Genomic DNA, 18,941 nt, shown 5'->3' with positions numbered 1-18,941 from the left:
GTGAGGCGCCACTGTATCGAGAAAATACGCTTTCTCTCGCCTGCTTATTTTCTCACCGGAAACATTTCAAGCCTGCACAAAGCCCGAGCAATTGCGATCGCATAGAGCGTGAAAGTTGCGAAAAGTTTCGCGATGGCCCGCCAGCACATGATATTTCGAGATGGCACGCTGTTTGCGTAAAAACGGCATCCAAACGGGGATGCCGCCATGCCGCCGAAGCAAGTGCAATTGAGCGTCGCCAATGTCAGCAAAACATTCGCTGGCAAGAATGGTGACGTCACCGTGCTGGACGATCTGTCGTTCAGTATCAATGAAAGCGATTTCGTCAGCATCATCGGGCCTTCCGGCTGCGGCAAGACGACGATCTTCAACATCATTGCCGGCCTGCTCGAGCCCGATAGCGGCACCATCACTTATCGCGGCCAGGAGATCGACAGCCTGCGCGGCCGCGTCGGCTACATGATGCAGAAGGATCTGCTGTTTCCCTGGCGCACCGTGCTGGGCAATGTCCTCCTTGGCCTGGAAACCCGCGGCGTCGATCCGAAAGAAGCCGAAGCCAAGGCGCGCGAATATCTCAAGCAGTTCGGCCTTACCGGCTTCGAGAACGCCTATCCGAAGACGCTATCCGGCGGCATGCGACAGCGCGTGGCGCTGATCCGCACGCTGATCATGGACCCGGATATCCTCCTGTTGGACGAGCCGTTCTCCGCGCTGGACTACCAGACGCGGTTGTATCTGGAAGGCGTGCTCAAGGATGCCGTGCAGACCTACAAGAAGACGGTGATCCTCGTCACCCACGACATCGATGAAGCAGTGGCGCTGTCGAAGCGCGTGGTCGTGCTGTCCGGTCGTCCCGCGCGGGTGAAGGTCGTACATGAGATCGATATCGACGCGACCTCGCCCGTGACCGCGCGCAACGACGCAAATTTCGCGACCTATTTCAAAACGCTTTGTGCCGAACTCGACATCCAGACCGAGAAAACCGCATGACGATGACGATCCAGACCAGTGCGCTTGTTCGCAGCAAGCGTAAAGTCGTGCGCGAGCGTAAACGTGCGACCTTCGACACAACGCTGGGTCGCGCTTTTCTGCAGGTCGCCGCTGTCGCGATTTTCTTTGCGATCTGGGAAGCCGGTGTCCATGCCGGATATATTTCGGCCTTCCTGATGGGATCGCCCAGCGGCATCTTTGCCAGCTTCTATCACAAGATCCTTAGCGGCGAACTGCTGCTGGATTCCTGGTTCACGTTGTTCGAAGCCATTCTGGGGTTCATCATTGGCACGATCTTCGGATCGCTTTTCGGCCTCGCCCTCTGGTATTCCGTCTTCGTCGCCAAACTCGTCGAGCCCTTCATCGTCGCCATCAATTCGGTCCCGAAGATCGCGCTGGCGCCGATCGTAGTGCTATGGTTCGGCACCGGGCTGATCTCCAAGGTGGCGCTCGCCGTCTCGCTCACCGCGCTCGTCGCCCTCATCGCCGCCTATCAGGCTGCGAAGGACGCCGACGTCGATCTGCAGTCGCTCATGATCTCCATGGGCGCAGACAAGCATCAGGTGTTCTTCAAGGCCGTGGTGCCATCGACGCTTCCTGCGATCATCGCCACCTTCCGCATCAATATCGGCTTCGGCCTGGTCGGCGCGGTGGTCGGCGAATTCATCTCCTCGCAACGCGGCCTCGGCCACATGATTTTCACGGCCTCCAGCCTTTACGACCTCAATTCGGTCTGGGTCGGCCTGTTCACGCTGATGATCATGGGCTTCGCGCTCTATTACGTCATCGACGTGATCGAGCGCACCTCGCTGCCCTGGAAGCAGGCAACCACGTCGCATCAGGTCCAGGTCTGAACATCTTTCCCAATTCTTCCCGCCCTCGTTCGCATCACGGAGACGTCCATGTCGTTGTTCAAGCGTATCGCCTGCGCCACCGCGCTGGCAGGATTGCTTTTTGCCTCGCCGGCCTCGGCACAGAACAAAAAGGTGGTGCTCTCGCAGGCCTTCCAGTCGATGCTCTATCTGCCGCTCTATGTCGCCATCAATGAGGGCTTCTTCACCCAGCAGGGTCTCGACCTCACCAAGGAAACCGCGGGATCGCCGACGGTTGCCTTGTCGGCGGTGATCTCCGGCAGTGCGCAATTCTCGATCCACGGGCCGGAATGGACCGCGATCGCGGCCTCCAAGGGAGCGCCGGTGGGCATCATCGCCAATGTCGTCAATGGCGCCGCCGTCTGGCTCGCCGCAGCGCCGGATTTCGATTTCAGGGACATCAAGAGCCTGAAGGGCCAGAAGGTCGTCACCGGCACCATGCCGACCACAAGCACGTCGCTCTTCCTGAAGCTGCTCAAGGAAAACGGCATGGATGGCAAGACCGACGTGGAGATGATCCAGGTCGCCATCGGTACAGAGCCCGGCCCGTTCCTCGCCAAGCAGGCGCCCGTCGCCGTGATGTATGAGCCGGGTCTTGACCAGGTCGTCGCCAAGGGCATGAAGGTCGTGTTTGGCTTCCCGAAGACCTATGGCGCCTATGCGTTCTCGTCGGTGACCGCGCGCAACGACGTCAATCCTGATCTTGCCCAGCGCGTCACCAATGCGATGGAGATGGCGATGCGCTTCATGGCCAAGAACGAGGCCCGCACCGTCGCTATCGCGCAGAAGGAATTCCCGTCGCTGGAGCCGACCGTGGTTGAAGCCGCCGTCAAGCGCATGCTGGCCGATGGGGTCTATCCGCCGAGCGTCGACATCACGGCACCATCGCTCAAAGTGTCGATGGACACCCAGATTGCACTCGGTAATCTCGCAGCACAGCCGGACTACGACAAATTCGTGGTGCGGAAATATATCGAGCCGGCATTGGCGATGAAGTGAGATGAGACGTTAGTTGAAGCACAGCCGATCATAGTTTCCCTCCCTCAAGCGAAGCGCAATGGGGAGGGTGGCGCGTAGCGCCGGGTGGGGTCTATCCTCACGGTAGGACGTCACGCAGGGATAGACCCTACCCGTCTCGAAGCTCGCTGAACGCTTGCTTCGATCCACCCTCCCCATTCGCTTAGCTCCGGGGAGGGATAAGAAAGCAAGCTCTGAGGTTTTTGACGTGACCAACTCGACCAAGACCGAAGCCGGCGTCCTCGACCTGCTGCGCCGGTTCAAATCCAACCCAACCGCTGCCGATCATTATGCGTCCGAGCGGCTTGCGCAGGCCAAAGCGATCGAGCCTGTCCTCAAGGCCTTTGAAGTGCTGCCGTCCGACACCTCCCGCAAGCCGGGGCCACTGTCGGGCATCCCGGTCGCCATCAAGGACATCATCGCGACGGCTGACATGCCGACCACCAATGGCTCGCCGATCTATCGCGACCATGTGCCGGCCGCTGATTCCTGGGTGGTCGAGCGGCTGCGTAATCTCGGCGCCACCATTTTCGGCAAGACCGTCTCCACCGAATTCGCCTGGCGCCATCCCGGCCCGACCACCAATCCGTGGAACAGCAAACACACGCCGGGCGGATCGTCATCGGGCTCCGCTGCCGCCGTTGCCGCCGGCCTCGTCCCGCTCGCACTCGGCACGCAAACGCTGGGTTCCATCATTCGCCCCGCCGCCTTCAATGGCGTCGTCGGCTTCAAGCCCAGCTACGGCGCCATTCCGCGCATCGGCGTCCATCCGCTCAGCCCGTCGCTGGACCATGTCGGCTTCTTTGCGCGGAAGGTCGACGACGTCGCTCTTGCGCTATCCCTGCTGGCCGGCACGAGCGCGAGCGATCTGCATGGGCAACCGGTGCCGGCCTTCGAAGTATCGGTGACACAGGGCCTCCCACCGCTGCCGGCGCCGCGCCTTGCCGTGGTGCATTTCGCTAAATTCGCCAAGGCCGAGAGCGAGCAACAGCAACTGTTCGGCGCATCGATTACGCGCCTGCGATCAGCCGGCGCTGACGTCGACGACCTCGAGCTCAGCGAGCTCGACCATCTCAATTGGGACGCCATCAACACCGTCCTCGCCAGCGAAGCGGCGGTCATCTTCGGCGATCTCGTCGCGCGCCATCCCGAGAAGTCGAGCGAGCATCTCAAGCTGCTGGTGAAGACCGGCAGTGACATCAGTGCAACCGATTATCTCAAGGCAAAGAAACAGCAGCAGGCATTGCGTGACGCGTTCACCGCACGGATGGCGCCCTATGACGCCGTGCTGACCTTACCCGCCACTGGCGAAGCGCCCGAGGGGCTCGACTTCACCGGCGACGCGGCCTTCTGCGCACCCTGGACGCTGATGGGCGTGCCCGCCGTCGCATTGCCGGCGAGCTTCGGCCGCAACGGCCTGCCGCTCGGCCTGCAGGTAGTCGGGCCGTATCGGCAGGATATCCATACGCTCCGCGTGGCGAAATGGATCGAAACCACGCTGGCGTTCCAGATCGGCCTGCCGAAGATCGCGGCCTGAAATCGCCGCTCGGCGGTGCAATAAGCCTTGCACATTCCTCCTGATCGTCAATCATGACTGCTGGCGGATCCGCTCACGCGGCCGCCGGACCAGGCATCCGCGCACAGACTGCGGAGCGAGAAAGAGATCGGGAGACTATGAACGTTCAGGGAAACATCGCCGCGAATCCGTCCGCGGCCCAGGAAGCCGAACACTTCGATGTCATCGTGGTCGGCGCCGGCATTTCCGGCATCGGCGCTGCCTATCATCTCACCAAGCAGAGCCCGGACAAGCGCTTCGCTATCCTTGAGATGAAAGACGGTTTCGGCGGCACCTGGCATACCCATCGTTATCCCGGCATCCGCTCGGACAGCGATCTCCACACCTTCGGCTATCGCTTCAAGCCGTGGACGTCGGCGCCGATCGCCACGGCTGCGGAAATCCTCCGCTACATGGGCGAGGTGATCTCCGAGAACGGCATCGACCGGCACATTCGCTACGGCCACAAGATCCTCAGCGCCAACTGGTCGAATGACGACAAGCTCTGGACGTTGACGGCGACTCGCCTCGATACCGGCGAGATGCTGTCCTTCACCACGCGCTTTCTATGGATGTGCCAGGGCTATTACAATCATGCCAAGGGCTTTACGCCGGACTGGCCGGGCCTGGATCGCTTCAAGGGCACGGTGGTGCATCCGCAGACCTGGCCCGACGATCTCGACCTGTCCGGCAAGCGCGTCGTGGTGATCGGCTCCGGCGCGACGGCGGCGACGGTGGTGCCGGCGATCGCCGATAGATGCGCCGGGGTCACCATGCTGCAGCGCTCGCCAACCTTCTTCATCACCGGCCGCAACGCCAATGCGCTGGCCGAGACCCTGCGCGAACTCGATATCGACGAAACGTGGATCCATGAAATCGTCCGCCGCAAAATCCTGTTCGATCAAGGCGTCTTCACCAAGCGCGCGCAAAACGAACCAGACGTGGTGCGCGATGAGCTTCTGAAAGGCGTGCGCGCCTATCTCGGTGACGACTACGACATCGCCACCCATTTTACGCCACGCTACCGACCGTGGCGCCAGCGCATCGCCTTCATTCCGGACGGCGACCTGTTCCAGAGCGTTCGTACCGGCAAAGCGACCGTCGTCACCGACGAAATCGAGAATTTCGACGAAACCGGAATCACATTGAAATCCGGCAACCGGCTCGACGCCGACGTCGTCGTCACCGCGACCGGATTCGATCTCAATGTGCTCGGCGATATCGCATTCTCCATCGACGACCAGCCGCTCAATTTCGCGGAGACCGTGACCTATCGCGGCATGATGTTCACCGGCGTGCCGAACATGGTGTGGATCTTCGGATACTTCCGGGCCAGTTGGACGTTGCGTGTCGATCTGGTGGCGGATTTCGTATGCCGCCTGCTACGGCATATGGACGAGAAAGGCGCGACCACCGTCACACCCGGGCTGCGGCCCGAGGACACCGACATGCCGCTGCTGCCGTGGATCGACGAACAGGATTTCAACCCTGGTTATATCATGCGAGGGCTGCATCTCTTGCCAAAGCGCGGCGACAAGCCGGAGTGGCAGCACGACCAGAACTACTGGAACGATCGCGACGTGTTCCCGACCATCGATCTCGACGATACGGTGTTCAAATATAGCTAGCAGCGTTTAACTCCTCCCCGCTTGCGGGGAGGAGTTGGCGCGGACGAAGTCCGCGACGGATGAGGTGAAGCCTCCGCAAACGCGGAGCAAGTGGAGAGCCCTCTCACCCGACTTCCACGCGCTTCGCGCGTTGCAGTCGACCTCTCCCCGCAAGCGGGGAGAGGTGAGATAAAAACTTACTTCTTCACCGCACCATCGGGATGGGTGGGATCGACCCACAGCACCGTCTCCGGCTTTTCCACCGGCTCGATGTCGATATTGATCGCTACCGCTTCGCCGTCGCTGCGGCAAAGCACGCATTCCAGCACCTCATCACGGCTGGCATTGATCTCCTGATGAGGCACGTAAGGCGGGACGAAAATGAAATCGCCCGGACCGGCTTCGGCGGTGAACTGCAACCGATCGCCCCAGCGCATACGCGCCTTGCCCTTCACCACATAGATGACGCTTTCGAGATGGCCGTGATGATGCGCGCCGGTCTTGGCGTCCGGCTGGATCGAGACCGTGCCGGCCCACAGCTTCTGCGCTCCGACTCGGGCGAAATTGATCGCTGCGGCGCGGTCCATACCCTTGGTGGAAGGAACGTTGGTGTCGAGCTGATTGGCTGGAATGACGCGGACACCGTCATGCTTCCAGCGATCCGGATCGTGATCATGGGAATGGTCGTGCGAGTGATCGTGCGGATGGGTGTGATCGTGACCGTGACCGGACATGGCAGCGCCTTCTCAATGACGTGACGACAATGCGGCTTTTCGTGCGGCATTGCGCCCCGGAATTCCAGGAACATTCGACTGAGCTGTCGATTATTTCGATGCAACTCAACGAGGCGTGCGAATTCAGGACGAGCCTGGAACTCTCCGCCTCCAGCAACAGGAGTATCTCATGGGCGCCACCACGGACAAAATCAAGGGCCATGCAAACGAAGCGATCGGCAAAGCGAAGCAGGGCATTGGTGAGGTCACCGGGTCCGAGCGCCTGCAGGGCGAAGGCCTGATCCAGGAGGGTAAAGGCCATGCCCAGAAGGCGATGGGGGATGCCAAGCAAATGGCGAAGGACGCCGTCGACAAGGCCTCGGATTTCGCCAACCGCAAGCGATGAACGGGTTTCCGCCGGCAGGACCTGACTTTCTCGCCGGCGACAAAAGACCCACAAGAGCGCCGGCCCTTCGGGCCGGCGTTGTGCGTCTGGAAGATTGGCATACCAGCTCGCTGCAGGGTTTCGCCGCCCAGCATGCTTTGCTACATCCCCCAGCATGTACAAAGTTGCGGCCCTCTATCAATTTGCTGCCCTGCCTGACTTTCGTCAATTGCAGGCGCCCCTGCGCGCGCTATGCGATCTGCTCGGGATCAAGGGCAGCCTGCTACTGGCCAGCGAAGGCATCAATGGCACCGTAGCCGGCAAGGATGCCGAGATCGACGCGCTGGTGCGCGAACTTCAAAGCGGCGTTCTGTTCGGCAACCGGCTCACCAATCTCGAACTGAAGTTCTCCCGCGCCAGTATGATGCCATTCCTGCATATGAAGGTGCGGTCGAAGAAGGAGATCGTCACTCTCGGAGATCCGCTTACCGATCCCACCAAGTGCGTCGGCACCTACGTGGACGCTGCCGACTGGAACACGTTGATCGCTGCTGGGGATACGCTGGTGCTCGACACCCGCAACGCGTTCGAAGTGGCGATGGGGACGTTCGACGGCGCGATCGATCCCCAGATCGCCAGCTTCAGCCAGTTCAAGGATTTCGTCGCGCGCACGCTCGATCCGGCGAAGCACAAGAAGATCGCCATGTTCTGCACCGGTGGCATCCGCTGCGAGAAAGCAAGCTCCTATATGCTCGCCCATGGTTTCGCCGAGGTTTATCATCTCAAGGGCGGAATCCTGCAATATCTCGAGGACATTCCCGAAAGCGAAAGTTTGTGGCGCGGCGACTGTTTCGTGTTCGACCAACGTATCGCGCTCGGTCACGGCCTCAAGGAAAGCCAACCGATCCGCAAAGGCCTGCCGATCAATTCGGAAGATTTTGCACTTACGCGCGAGGCCGCAGATGAATGAGATCGACAGCCTGCGTGAGCGCATCGACTCGATGGAAACACGAATCGCCTATCAGGACGACACCATCGAAACGCTGAATGTGACCATCACCGCACAATGGAAGCAGATCGATATGCTGACACGGCAGGTGACGGCACTTAGCGAACGGCTGGCCGAAGCTGAAACGGCAGTGGGCACTCCCACCAACGAGCGCCCACCGCATTATTGACACCCGACGTCAGGCCGACAGATCGCCCGACAGCCGACGATCGCGCAGTTCCCGCTTCAACACCTTGCCGATGGCGCTGCGTGGAAGAACATCGACCATCACCACATCATTGAGTCGCTGGAATTTACCGAGCCGCTCATTGGCCCACCCCTTGAGCTCTGCGGGATCCACGGATTTACCGGGCCGCAGCACCACGAAAGCCACCGGCGTTTCGCCCCACTCCTCCGACGGCATCGCAACCACCGCCGCTTCGAGCACGGCTTCATGCTGGACAAGCACCGCCTCCAGATCGCTTGGATAGATGTTGAAGCCGCCGGAAATAACCATGTCTTTCTTGCGATCCATCAGCGTCAGGAAACCGTCCTCGTCGAACCGACCCACATCGCCCGTGCGGACATAGAGTTTGCCGGATGCATCGCGCCAGAATGTCTCGGCGGTCTTGCCGGGCTGATTAAGATAGCCCTGCATGATCACCGGAGAATGTCCGACCACCTCACCGATCTCGCCTTGCGCGACGAAATTCCCGTTCTCGTCAATGAGCCGAATATCGTGATCCGGTGCCGGCTGGCCTACGGTGTGCAGCTTGTCCGGATGTTCGTGGGCCAGCAGCATGCAGGTGCCACCACCCTCGGTCATGCCGTAATACTCCGTCAGACCGCCTGGCCAGCGTTTCAGCACATCAGCCTTCAGCGCCGCTGCGAAGGGCGCCGACGTCGAGAACTTCATAACGAAGGACGAGAGGTCGAAGCTGTCGAAGTCCTCGACCGCCATGATGCGGCGATACTGCACCGGCACCAGCATCGCGTGGGTCGCGCGATGCTTCGCACTGAGTTCGAGGAACCCCCGTGCATCGAACTTCTTCATCAGCACGAGCGTGCCGCCGCCCGCGAGCGTCGGATTGAAGCAGACCAACGTGGTGTTGGAATAAAGCGGCGTCGACAGCACGGTGACCGCGTCCGGCCCAAAACCGAGCGGATCGAGCTGGCCGTATTGCCGCCAGCGCATCCACATCGTGTGCACGATGCCTTTCGGCGTTCCCGTCGTACCCGAGGAATAGATGATATTGAATACCCATTCCGGGTCGATCGTGACCGGCTGAGGCCTGCTGCCCTCGGGGGCGAGCCACGCTTCGAACGCCTTTCCAGCTTTGCCGCCATCGAGCGCCACACGCTGGATAGCCGGATCGACATCTGCCGTGGCAAAGCTGTCCGCGGTCGAATTATCCATGAACAGGATCTTTGCAGCCGCATCCTTCACCATCGCGGCGAAATCGGACGGCGTGGACGACGGTGCCAGCGGCGCCACAGCGACACCGGCACGCAGCGCGCCCAGGAAGGTGGCCGCGTATTCGATCGACGAGAGTGCGCAGATCGAAATCACGTCCTGCGGTTTCAGTCCGCTCGCTTGAAGCGACGCGGCGACGCGATCGATCAGCGCGTTGAAATCGGCATAGTTGATCGCGCGGTCGGGATCAATGACAGCTGTCTTCTGCGGCACCCGCTCGGCGGTGTTCCGGACCAGCGCGTCGAGCGTGACGAATTCGAGCATATGTTTCCTCGTTTCTTGTTTTGTCTTGTCCTTCGAGGGGGGACTCGAAGGATGGCAAAGCGGGCGATCCCGCCTATATTCGCCGCACGTCGCCATGCCGACGGACCGGATCATACCCGATCGGACCTCCGCGAAAAGAGCCTTCGTGACACAGCAGACCTCCAAGATATCAGCGCCGGTTGCGCCTGTTCATCCCCAGTCTTTCACGGCTCATGGCATCATCGTGCATGACAACTATGCCTGGCTGAAGGATGCCAACTGGCAGGAGGTGCTGCGCGATCCCTCGGTGCTGAAGCCGGAGATCCGCACCTATCTGGAGGCCGAGAACGCCTATACCGAGAGCCTGCTCGGCGGCACCGACGCGCTGCAGAAAAAGCTCGTCGCCGAAATGCGCGGCCGTATCAAAGAGGACGATTCATCGGTGCCCTCGCCTGACGGCCAGTGGTCTTATCTGCGTAAATTTCGTGAGGGAGGACAACACGAACTGTTTGGCCGCACACCGCGCGACGGCGGCGAGGCCCAGATCATCCTCGACGGCGATGCCCTCGCCAGGGACCGGGAATACTTCAAGTTCGGTGAGGCCAGACATTCGCCGGATCACACGCTGGAGGCCTGGTCTGCCGACATCAAAGGCTCCGAATATTTCACGATCCGCGTCCGCGACTGGGCTACGGGCGAGGATCTCGATGATCGCGTGGAAGAGACAGATGGCGGCGTGGTATGGACGCTCGACTCGAAAGCGTTCTTCTATGTGAGGCTCGACGACAATCATCGCCCGATGCAGGTCTGGTTGCATCGCCTCGGCAGCAGGCAAGTCGACGACAAGCTCGTCTTCGAGGAGCAGGACTCCGGCTGGTTTACGCATATTCATGAAAGCGCCAGCGGTCGCTTCTGCGTGATCGCCGGAGGCGATCATGAGACGTCCGAGCAGCAGATCATCGACCTTGCTACCCCGGACGCGCCGCCACGCCTCGTCGCGAAGCGCGAGGAAGGTGTGCAATACTCGCTGGCAGATCGCGGCGACCAGCTTTTCATTCTCACCAATGCCGACGACGCCATCGACTTCAAGATCGTCACTGCGCCGATCTCAGCGCCGGAGCGCGCCAACTGGAAGGATCTGATCCCTTATCGGGAGGGCATTTATCTCATCGATATGGAGCTCTATGCCAACCACCTGATCCGGCTGGAGCGCGCCAACGCGCTGCCGTCGATCGTGATCCGCGAGCTTGTGACCGGTGAAGAGCATGCCATCGCCTTCGACGAAGCCGCCTATTCGCTCGACACACTCGGTGGCTATGAATTCGACACCACCAATCTGCGGTTTGCCTATTCGTCGATGACGACCCCGTCGGAAGTCTATGACTACGACATGGTGACACGCACCCGCGTGCTGCGGAAGCGGCAGGAGATTCCGTCGGGCCATAATCCGGCTGACTATGTCACCACCCGAATCATGGCGAAAGCTGACGATGGCGCGGAGGTGCCGGTGTCGATCCTGCACCGCAAGAATTTCGTGCAGGATGGTAAGGCGCCGCTGCTGCTCTATGGTTACGGCTCCTACGGCATGGCGATGCCGGCCTCGTTCTCGGCCAACCGTCTGTCCCTGGTCGATCGCGGTTTCGTCTATGCCATCGCCCATATCCGCGGCGGCGCCGACAAAGGCTGGAGCTGGTACCTCGATGGCAAGCGCGACAAGAAGACAAACTCGTTTGATGACTTTGCAGCATCTGCGCGCGCCCTGATCGCAGCGAAATACACGTCGGAGAAAAATATTGTCGGCCATGGAGGCAGTGCTGGCGGCATGTTGATGGGGGCAGTCGCCAACCGATCCGGCGAACTGTTCTCCGGCCTCGTCGCCGAAGTGCCTTTTGTCGACGTGCTCAACACCATGCTCGACGACACACTGCCGCTGACGCCGCCGGAATGGCCGGAATGGGGCAACCCGATCGAGAGCGCCGAGGACTTCAGGACGATCCTGTCCTATTCGCCCTATGATCAGGTGGCGGCAAGAGCCTATCCGAAAATCCTTGCGATGGGCGGCCTCACCGATCCCCGCGTCACCTATTGGGAGCCGGCAAAATGGATCGCGCGTCTGCGCGCGACGATGACGGGAGGCGGGCCAGTGCTGCTGCGCACGAATATGGGTGCCGGACACGGCGGCGCGTCGGGACGCTTTGACCGGCTGGATGAGATCGCAATCGTTTATGCGTTTGCGCTGTGGAGCGTAGGGATGGCGGAGGGCGCGTAAACTCTTCCCCTCATTCTGAGGGCCAGAGATCAATGCTCCGGCCGCGTCAGCTCGATCAACTCTGCGGCGCCCTTGTCCAGCAAATCAAGCCCGACCGCGCGTCCCAGTTCGCGCGGACGATCGGCAGGCCCCATGCGCGTCACTTCGATGAAACGTTCACCGGTCTCGTCCAGCACCGATGCCGTCAGGCTCATCTCGCCACCATTGATCACCGCATAGCCGGCGATGGGCGAATTGCAGTGACCGTTGAGCACCCACAGCACCTCGCGCTCAGCATCGCAGGCAAGGTGTGCGGCAGGGTCGTCGATCAGTGACAGATAGCGGCGCGTTACCCAGTCATTCGTCGCGCATTCAACAGCGACGATGCCCTGCCCGGCCGCGGGCAGCATTTCCTGCGGCGAGAAATCGCGCACGATACGACTGGCGAGTCCGACCCGTTCAAGCCCCGAGCGTGCCATGATCAAGGCATCGGCCGGTCCGACCTCCCCACCACCTGGGAGGCGCTGCATTTCGCCATTGTCGAGTTTTCGCACGCGCGTATCGGCGGCGCCGCGGAAATGGATGACCTCGACCTCGGGAAACAGCCGACGCAGATAGGCAGCGCGGCGCACGGCATTGGTGCCGATCTTGAAACCCCTGCCGTGTGAGCGCGTGAATTCCTCGAGTGTCAATCCAGGACGCAGCACAAGCGAATCCGTTGGCGGATCGCGCACGAGCGTGGCGCCGATGACGAGGCCGGGCGTGTCTTCATTGCCCGGCATGTCCTTCAACGAATGCATTGCAGCGTGCAGCTCGCCCGCACGCACGGCATCGCGGATTTCGCCGACAAAGGCGCCCCCCTTGCCACCATGGCGCAGCAGATTGCTGGTCTGATCGCGATCACCTACCGGATCAAATTTGACGATCTCGACGGCGAGTTCGGGCGCGGCCACATTCAGGCGGCGCGCGATCTCTTCCGTCTGCGCGAGCGCCATCGTGCTCTTGCGGGTGCCGATGCGCATCTGATCCGTCACGTCTCACGCTCCATTGTCATGGGCGCAGACAATAAAGCCAGCGCATGCAAGGGGCAATGCGCTGGCCCTACGTCGCCACGACGCGCTTCGGCACCACCAGATTGACCAGGACGGCCACCACAACATTCGCCACCAGCGCGATCAGGCCGATATAGACCGTCGCCTGGAAGCCGCCGACCGAGAGCAGATGCAACGGCTTGAGGCCGTCGATCCAGGTCAGATAGGTGCCGCCAAACAGGCCAACCATCCAGCCTGCGAGCAGTGCTGGCGCGGTGAACCAGCCGGTGAACAGCCCGAAGATCAGCGCCGGCAGCGTCTGCAGGATCCACAGGCCACCGAGAAGTTGCAGATCCAATGCAAATTGTGTCGGCAGATAGATGATTGCCAGCAGCGCACCGACCTTGACCGCCAGTGAAGCGAGCTTGGCCACCGTGGCTTCGCCGGCCGTGTCGATCTGCGGGTTGACATAAGCCTTCCAGAAATTACGCGTGAACAGATTGGCCGCGCCGATGCTCATGACCGCTGCGGGCACCAGAGCTCCGATCGCGATCGCCGCAAAGGCGAAGCCGGCGAACCAGCTCGGGAACAGCGTCTGGAACAGCGCCGGCACCACGTCATTGTTGCTGCCGAGTTTGAGCTGTGCCGCATGGCCCATATAGCCCAGCAGCGCGAGCAGGCCGAGCATCAGCGTATACGCGGGAAGCAGCACGGCATTCTTACGGATGGTGGTCGCGCTCCTGCTGGCGAAGATGCCGGTCAGCGTGTGCGGATACATAAAGGCCGCAAGCGCCGAACCGAGCGCCAAGGTCGCATAGGCGAAATACTGGTTCGCCCCCAGCAGAATGTTGCCGCTACCCTTGGCCTTGAACGCTTCATCGGCCGCATGGAACACGTTGGCGTAGCCACCGAGCTTGCCGGGAATGACCGAGATCGCCGCGATCACCGCGATATAGATCATGATGTCCTTGACGAAGGCGATCAGTGCCGGAGCGCGCAAGCCTGACGAATAAGTGTAGAGCGCGAGCACAATGAAGGCCGCGATCAGCGGCATTTCGCCTTCGAAGCCGAGTGCCTTCACCGCAGCGGCCATGCCGATGAGCTGCAGAGCGATGTACGGCATGGTCGCGACCACGCCCGTGATGGCGACGGCAGCCTCCAGCGTACGCGATCCATAACGACCATGCACCACGTCAGCGGCAGTGACATAGCCGTTGTCCTTGGCGACCTGCCAAAGCTTCGGCATCACCACGAAGACGAAGGGATAGACGAGAATCGTATAAGGGAGCGCAAAGAAGCCATAGGCACCGACGGAGTAGACCAGCGCCGGGACGGCGATCACCGTATAGGCCGTGTAGAAATCGCCGCCGACCAGAAACCAGGTGATCCAGGTGCCGAACTGGCGACCGCCGAGGCCCCATTCGTCGAGACTCGCCAGCGTCTTGGGACGCTTCCAGTGCGAGGCAACAAAACCCATCACGGTGACGAGGGCGAAGAAGAATAGAAAGACGGCCAACGCCGGAACGTCGAGATCAGTCTTCATTGGGGTAGGTCCGGTAAGCGAGCCAAGTCAGGAAAGCGGTCACCGGCACCCAGGCGAGCTGATACCAGTAGAAGAAGGGAAAGCCGAACAGCACCGGGTCATGGAAATTGTAGAATGGGACCCAGAGCAGTCCGACGAACGGAATCAACAACAGCCACAAACAATGGCGGCTCATGGCGGGCTCCTCTCGAAAACGGGCAGCGCCGATGCCACGATTATTTTACGGCGCAGAATTTTCGGGGGTGTAGGAGCACAGCCATGGCGTGTAAACACGACTTCGCCGCAGGGCTGCCATTCGCGTGGCAGACCCGATTCCCGGGAACTTTTGCGTGATCAGCAATCGGAAGAACTGTCGTCACCTGGTTTGACCCGGTGCCCCGGTGACCCAGTAACGCCGAAGGCTCTAGGTGTACGATCGCCCGGTCAAGCCGGGCGATAACAGCCACCAAGCAAGCAGGCTTCAGCGTGCGCCAAATGTGATGTCGCCGAACAGCGCCTTTTGAGTCGAAGGCTGCGAACGCCAGTACTGCGGCGGCGCCTGTACCTGACCACCGAGTTCGGCCGCTGCGTGCCAAGGCCAACGCGGATCGTAGAGAACACCGCGGGCAATCGCGATGAAATCTGCCTTGCCCGCCGCGAGGATCTCCTCTGCCTGCTGCGTCTCGGTGATCAGACCGACTGCCATGGTCGGCAGCCCCGTCGCCTGCTTCACCGCGTCGGCGAACGGCACCTGATAGCCCGGCCCGAGTGCGATCTTCTGCTGTGGCGAGACACCGCCGGACGAGACATCCATCCAGTCGACTCCACGCTTCTTGAGCGCCTGCGCAAAGGCGATGGTCTGCTCAACATCCCAGCCCCCCTCGACCCAATCCGACGCCGAGACGCGCACGCCCACCGGCTTGTTTGCAGGAAACGCCGCGCGCACCGCGTCAAACACTTCGAGCGGGAAACGCATGCGGTTGTCCAGCGAGCCGCCGTAATTGTCGATACGCTGGTTGGCGATCGGCGAGAGGAATTCGTGCAGCAGATAGCCATGCGCGGCATGAACCTCGATCGCATCGATACCCAGGCGATCGGCTCGTTTCGCTGCGGCCGCGAAAGCGTCGCGGATGCGTACGAGGCCGGCCGTATCGATTTCCCTCGGCGGCAACTCGCCCGGCCTGGTTGGAATTGCCGACGGCGCTTCGGCGATCCAGCCGCCCTTGTCGAGCGGTACCTGCTGGCCACCATTCCACGGCGCATTGCTCGATGCCTTGCGACCGGCATGGCCAAGTTGCATGGCGACCGCGATTTTCGAATGTTTGCGGATCGCAGCCAGCACCGGCTTCAGGGCCGCCTCGGTCGCATCGTCATAAAGGCCGAGATCGCCCGCGGTGATGCGGCCGATGGCTTCCACGGCGGTTGCCTCGATAACCAGCATGCCGGCACCGGACAGCGCCAGGCTGCCCAGATGGATCATATGCCAGTCGGTGGCGCGGCCCTCTTCCGCCGAATACTGGCACATGGGCGCAATGACGATGCGGTTGGACAAAGCGAGGTCGCGCAGCTTGGCCGGAGAGAACAATTTGCTCATGGGAAGTCCGAGGCAGGAGGGGCGTGAATGCCGACACAGCGCCGGCTTGCTGAACGAGATTGGTGCGCCCCGCAAAAAAGACAAGACGGTACGATGCCATCAGATAGGCCTCATGCAAAGGCATGCGGCTCCACGAAAAATGAGCGGAACGCAACGAAAAAGGCGCTCCGATAATCGGAGCGCCTTCAATCTTGATATCGTCACCGTCAGCGACGGTCGTCGATCAATACGGGCAAACCACCCGGCCCCAGCGACGGCTGAAATAGCAACCCGGCGCGACGAAGCGCGGACCGCCATAGAAGCCATAGCCACGGCCACGATAGAAGCCGCCGCCGCGGCCCCAGCCACGACCGCCACCGCGGCCCCAGCCACGTCCGCCGCCACGACCGCGCTGCGCATGCGCGGCAGTGCTGCCTGCGGTCAGCATGATGGTGGACGCACCGATCAGACCAACACAATAAACAGAGACAAGCGCCGCGGCTGCGAGGCAGCGGGTCAGGAGGTTACGGCGCTTCGATGTCGTTTGAGCCATTCTTGGGATCTCCCATTCTGCAGAAGCACTGCTTTAGAATGCTTCCGATATCGAATTGTTCAGCAGAGATACTCAGCGAGCAATTCCAGTTCACACATGCCGATATACAGACTTTGAAATCAGGCCAGCAATATGGCCTAGGCATGGCGTGCATGCAGGATAAGCAGTAGAATAGGGTCAGGCGCGAAGGCCGGTCAAGTTGACGGAAACGCGCTGCCTGCGAACAAACACGCATGTCAGCCATTTGCGCTAGCCTTTATTCATCTTCCCTTCATAGTGCCCTGCGTTATCCTCCCGGCTTGGCTCGCAACTGCGAGATAGCGCCCTTCCCTCGATTTCCTGAACGCAAGAAGTGAGCCGTATGGCCAAGTCCCGCTACATTCTCGGTCTCAACACCTATGATCATGACGTCAGCGCTTGTTTGCTGCGAGATAGTGAGATCGCCTATGCGATCGAGAAGGAGCGCATTACCCGCGAAAAACACGCGACGGGCTTCTATCAGGAAGTGATCGAATACTGCCTGCAGGCGGAGGGGATCAGCCTGAACGATGTCGAACTGGTGGTAAGCAATTGCTACATCCTGCCCGTCCCGGAAATGGAAGACCGGCTGGTCTACCAGGACATGCCGGGCTTCCTGCCCGAATATGAACGGCAGGATGCCCGCCGCCATCCGCTGTTCCGGGCGCGCAACGGGAAGGTCGTCGCGATCTCGCACCACCTCGCCCATGCCTACAGCGCCTTCGCAGTTTCGCCTTTCGAGGAAGGCGCTATCATGATCGTGGACGGCGTCGGAAGTTATCGCTCCGACGTGATGGAGCCCTATCCGGCTGAAGGCGGCGGATCGCCGCTCGCTCGCGAATCCGAAAGCTACTACACGTTCCAGGGCACCCAGCTCGACTGCATCAAGAAAGTCTGGATGGAGCCGGATCGCGGGTTCCTCAGCGACGAATTCACCAACATGCCCGGCCTTGGCGCCCTCTACAGCCGCGCATCAACCTATGTATTTGGCGACTGGAACAAATGCGGCGAGCTGATGGGGCTCGCGCCCTATGGCCGCCGCGAGCAGTTCCCGTCGCTAATGTCGATCGAGAACAACAAGCTCAGCGTGCCGCGCTGGTCCGCAGAGTTCAATCAACCCTATATCGCCGACAGTGAAGGCAAGTGGGAAGCCAGCCCCTCCATGAAGCATTGGGAGGATCTCGCCTGGCGCGTTCAGGACGACACCGAAAAAGTTCTGCTCGCGCGGGCGCGCTGGCTACGCGAGACCACCGGGGCAACAAATCTCTGCATTGCTGGCGGCGTGGCACTGAACTGCGTCGCCAATGGCCGCATCGCGCGCGAGGCCGGTTTCGATAATGTCTGGATTCAGCCCGCAGCAGGCGACAACGGCATCGCAATCGGCTGCGCCTATTACGGCCTGCATGAAATACAGAAGCAGCCGCGCAGCTATGTGATGAAGCACTCCTATACCGGCCGCGCCTATGACGAGCGCGAGGTGGAGGCTGCAACCCGGCGTACATTGGTGAAGGCGCAGACGAGCACGGCCCGCAGCGAAAACATCTGCCGCGACACGGCAAAGCTGCTTGTCGACCAGAAGGTGATCGGCTGGTTTCAAGGGCGTTCGGAATATGGACCGCGGGCTCTGGGCAATCGGAGTATCATCGCCGATCCGCGGCGTGCCGAGATGAAAGACATCCTCAATTCCCGTGTAAAGCACCGGCAGCCGTTCCGGCCATTTGCACCGCTCGTGCTCGCTGAACGCTGCAAGGAGATTTTCGAAGGTGACGAAGATTCGCCATTCATGCTGATCGCCAAGCCGGTGCGGCCGGAGTGGCGCGACCGCATCCCCGCCGTCGTGCATGTGGACGGCACCGCGCGTGTGCAGACGGTGACCGAGGATACCAATCCGATCCTGTATCGCCTGCTCAAGGAGTTCGAAACACTCACGGGCGTGCCGGTGTTGCTCAACACCTCATTCAACATCAAGGGCGAACCGATCGTGGAAACGCCACGCGATGCGATGGCGTGCTTCATCAATACAGGAATCGATCACCTGATCCTGCATGATCGGATCGTGTCGAAAACAGCCGCCCATCGGGTCGTAGCTCCACTGGTGAGAACCTACATGGACGTGGCTGGGCTGGTGATGTCGAATGTGAGATAACTTACC

17 protein-coding genes are annotated in these 18,941 nt (G+C 61.0%); 10 read left to right on the top strand and 7 right to left on the bottom strand.

What is annotated here, in order from left to right; genetic code table 11:
• Positions 1–207 precede the first annotated feature (207 nt).
• The 5 genes from E0H22_RS05935 to E0H22_RS05915 all read left to right on the top strand — a co-directional run bounded on the left by E0H22_RS05935 (position 208) and on the right by E0H22_RS05915 (position 6,062).
• Positions 208–990 carry an ABC transporter ATP-binding protein gene (locus tag E0H22_RS05935; protein ID WP_233024724.1) on the top strand — a complete coding sequence of 261 codons (783 nt, stop codon included), beginning with the start codon at positions 208–210 and terminating at the stop codon, positions 988–990.
• Positions 987–1,844: an ABC transporter permease gene (locus E0H22_RS05930; protein ID WP_233024723.1), complete on the top strand. Its 858-nt coding sequence runs from the start codon at positions 987–989 to the stop codon at positions 1,842–1,844. Before E0H22_RS05935 ends, E0H22_RS05930 begins: the two co-directional genes overlap by 4 nt.
• A gap of 48 nt (positions 1,845–1,892) precedes the next feature.
• On the top strand, positions 1,893–2,861 hold the full coding sequence (locus tag E0H22_RS05925; protein ID WP_233024722.1) for an ABC transporter substrate-binding protein: 969 nt from the start codon (positions 1,893–1,895) through the stop codon (positions 2,859–2,861).
• Between the two features lie 226 nt (positions 2,862–3,087).
• Complete coding sequence (locus tag E0H22_RS05920) at positions 3,088–4,416, top strand: amidase (RefSeq protein WP_233024721.1); 1,329 nt, start codon at positions 3,088–3,090, stop codon at positions 4,414–4,416.
• A gap of 137 nt (positions 4,417–4,553) precedes the next feature.
• Positions 4,554–6,062, top strand: coding sequence for a flavin-containing monooxygenase (locus tag E0H22_RS05915; RefSeq protein ID WP_233024720.1), 1,509 nt, complete (start codon positions 4,554–4,556; stop codon positions 6,060–6,062).
• 176 nt (positions 6,063–6,238) lie between these two features.
• Here the strand turns inward: E0H22_RS05915 and E0H22_RS05910 are convergent, their stop codons facing one another.
• Complete coding sequence (locus tag E0H22_RS05910; RefSeq protein WP_233024719.1) at positions 6,239–6,775, bottom strand: cupin domain-containing protein; 537 nt, start codon at positions 6,773–6,775, stop codon at positions 6,239–6,241.
• Positions 6,776–6,944: 169 nt separating this feature from the next.
• On the opposite strand from E0H22_RS05910, the gene E0H22_RS05905 reads away from it, so the two are divergent.
• The 3 genes from E0H22_RS05905 (at position 6,945) to E0H22_RS05895 (ending at position 8,317) form a co-directional block, all read left to right on the top strand.
• A complete protein-coding gene (locus E0H22_RS05905) occupies positions 6,945–7,160 on the top strand; it encodes a CsbD family protein (protein ID WP_233024718.1) in 216 nt (71 codons plus the stop codon).
• Between the two features lie 154 nt (positions 7,161–7,314).
• Positions 7,315–8,109, top strand: coding sequence for an oxygen-dependent tRNA uridine(34) hydroxylase TrhO (trhO, locus tag E0H22_RS05900; RefSeq protein ID WP_233024717.1), 795 nt, complete (start codon positions 7,315–7,317; stop codon positions 8,107–8,109).
• A complete protein-coding gene (locus tag E0H22_RS05895; protein ID WP_233024716.1) occupies positions 8,102–8,317 on the top strand; it encodes a SlyX family protein in 216 nt (71 codons plus the stop codon). Before trhO ends, E0H22_RS05895 begins: the two co-directional genes overlap by 8 nt.
• A 9-nt stretch (positions 8,318–8,326) precedes the next feature.
• Here the strand turns inward: E0H22_RS05895 and E0H22_RS05890 are convergent, their stop codons facing one another.
• A complete protein-coding gene (locus E0H22_RS05890) occupies positions 8,327–9,865 on the bottom strand; it encodes a class I adenylate-forming enzyme family protein (RefSeq protein WP_233024715.1) in 1,539 nt (512 codons plus the stop codon).
• A gap of 145 nt (positions 9,866–10,010) precedes the next feature.
• Between E0H22_RS05890 and E0H22_RS05885 the strand changes: the two genes are divergently transcribed.
• Positions 10,011–12,113: a S9 family peptidase gene (locus E0H22_RS05885; RefSeq protein WP_233024714.1), complete on the top strand. Its 2,103-nt coding sequence runs from the start codon at positions 10,011–10,013 to the stop codon at positions 12,111–12,113.
• 29 nt (positions 12,114–12,142) lie between these two features.
• Here the strand turns inward: E0H22_RS05885 and hemC are convergent, their stop codons facing one another.
• The 5 genes from hemC to E0H22_RS05860 all read right to left on the bottom strand — a co-directional run bounded on the left by hemC (position 12,143) and on the right by E0H22_RS05860 (position 16,771).
• Positions 12,143–13,114: a hydroxymethylbilane synthase gene (hemC, locus tag E0H22_RS05880; RefSeq protein ID WP_430715263.1), complete on the bottom strand. Its 972-nt coding sequence runs from the start codon at positions 13,112–13,114 to the stop codon at positions 12,143–12,145.
• Between the two features lie 79 nt (positions 13,115–13,193).
• Complete coding sequence (gene mctP / locus E0H22_RS05875; protein ID WP_233024712.1) at positions 13,194–14,666, bottom strand: monocarboxylate uptake permease MctP; 1,473 nt, start codon at positions 14,664–14,666, stop codon at positions 13,194–13,196.
• Positions 14,656–14,841, bottom strand: a complete 186-nt coding sequence (locus E0H22_RS05870; protein ID WP_233024711.1) for a DUF3311 domain-containing protein — start codon at positions 14,839–14,841, stop codon at positions 14,656–14,658. The genes mctP and E0H22_RS05870 overlap by 11 nt, the downstream gene beginning before the upstream one ends.
• A 285-nt stretch (positions 14,842–15,126) precedes the next feature.
• A complete protein-coding gene (locus E0H22_RS05865; protein WP_233024710.1) occupies positions 15,127–16,239 on the bottom strand; it encodes an NADH:flavin oxidoreductase/NADH oxidase in 1,113 nt (370 codons plus the stop codon).
• Positions 16,240–16,462: 223 nt separating this feature from the next.
• Positions 16,463–16,771 (bottom strand): hypothetical protein, encoded by a 309-nt coding sequence (locus E0H22_RS05860; RefSeq protein ID WP_233024709.1) that lies wholly within the window; start codon positions 16,769–16,771, stop codon positions 16,463–16,465.
• A gap of 361 nt (positions 16,772–17,132) precedes the next feature.
• Here E0H22_RS05860 and E0H22_RS05855 point away from each other — a divergent pair, with 361 nt between their 5' ends.
• Positions 17,133–18,935 (top strand): carbamoyltransferase family protein, encoded by a 1,803-nt coding sequence (locus E0H22_RS05855; RefSeq protein ID WP_233024708.1) that lies wholly within the window; start codon positions 17,133–17,135, stop codon positions 18,933–18,935.
• The last annotated feature ends 6 nt before the right edge of the window (positions 18,936–18,941 follow it).

It is taken from the genome of Rhodopseudomonas boonkerdii (assembly GCF_021184025.1).
Lineage (GTDB): Bacteria > Pseudomonadota > Alphaproteobacteria > Rhizobiales > Xanthobacteraceae > Tardiphaga > Tardiphaga boonkerdii.
Note: the sequence above shows the minus strand (reverse complement) of the source record. Positions and strands in the feature narration are given on the sequence as shown.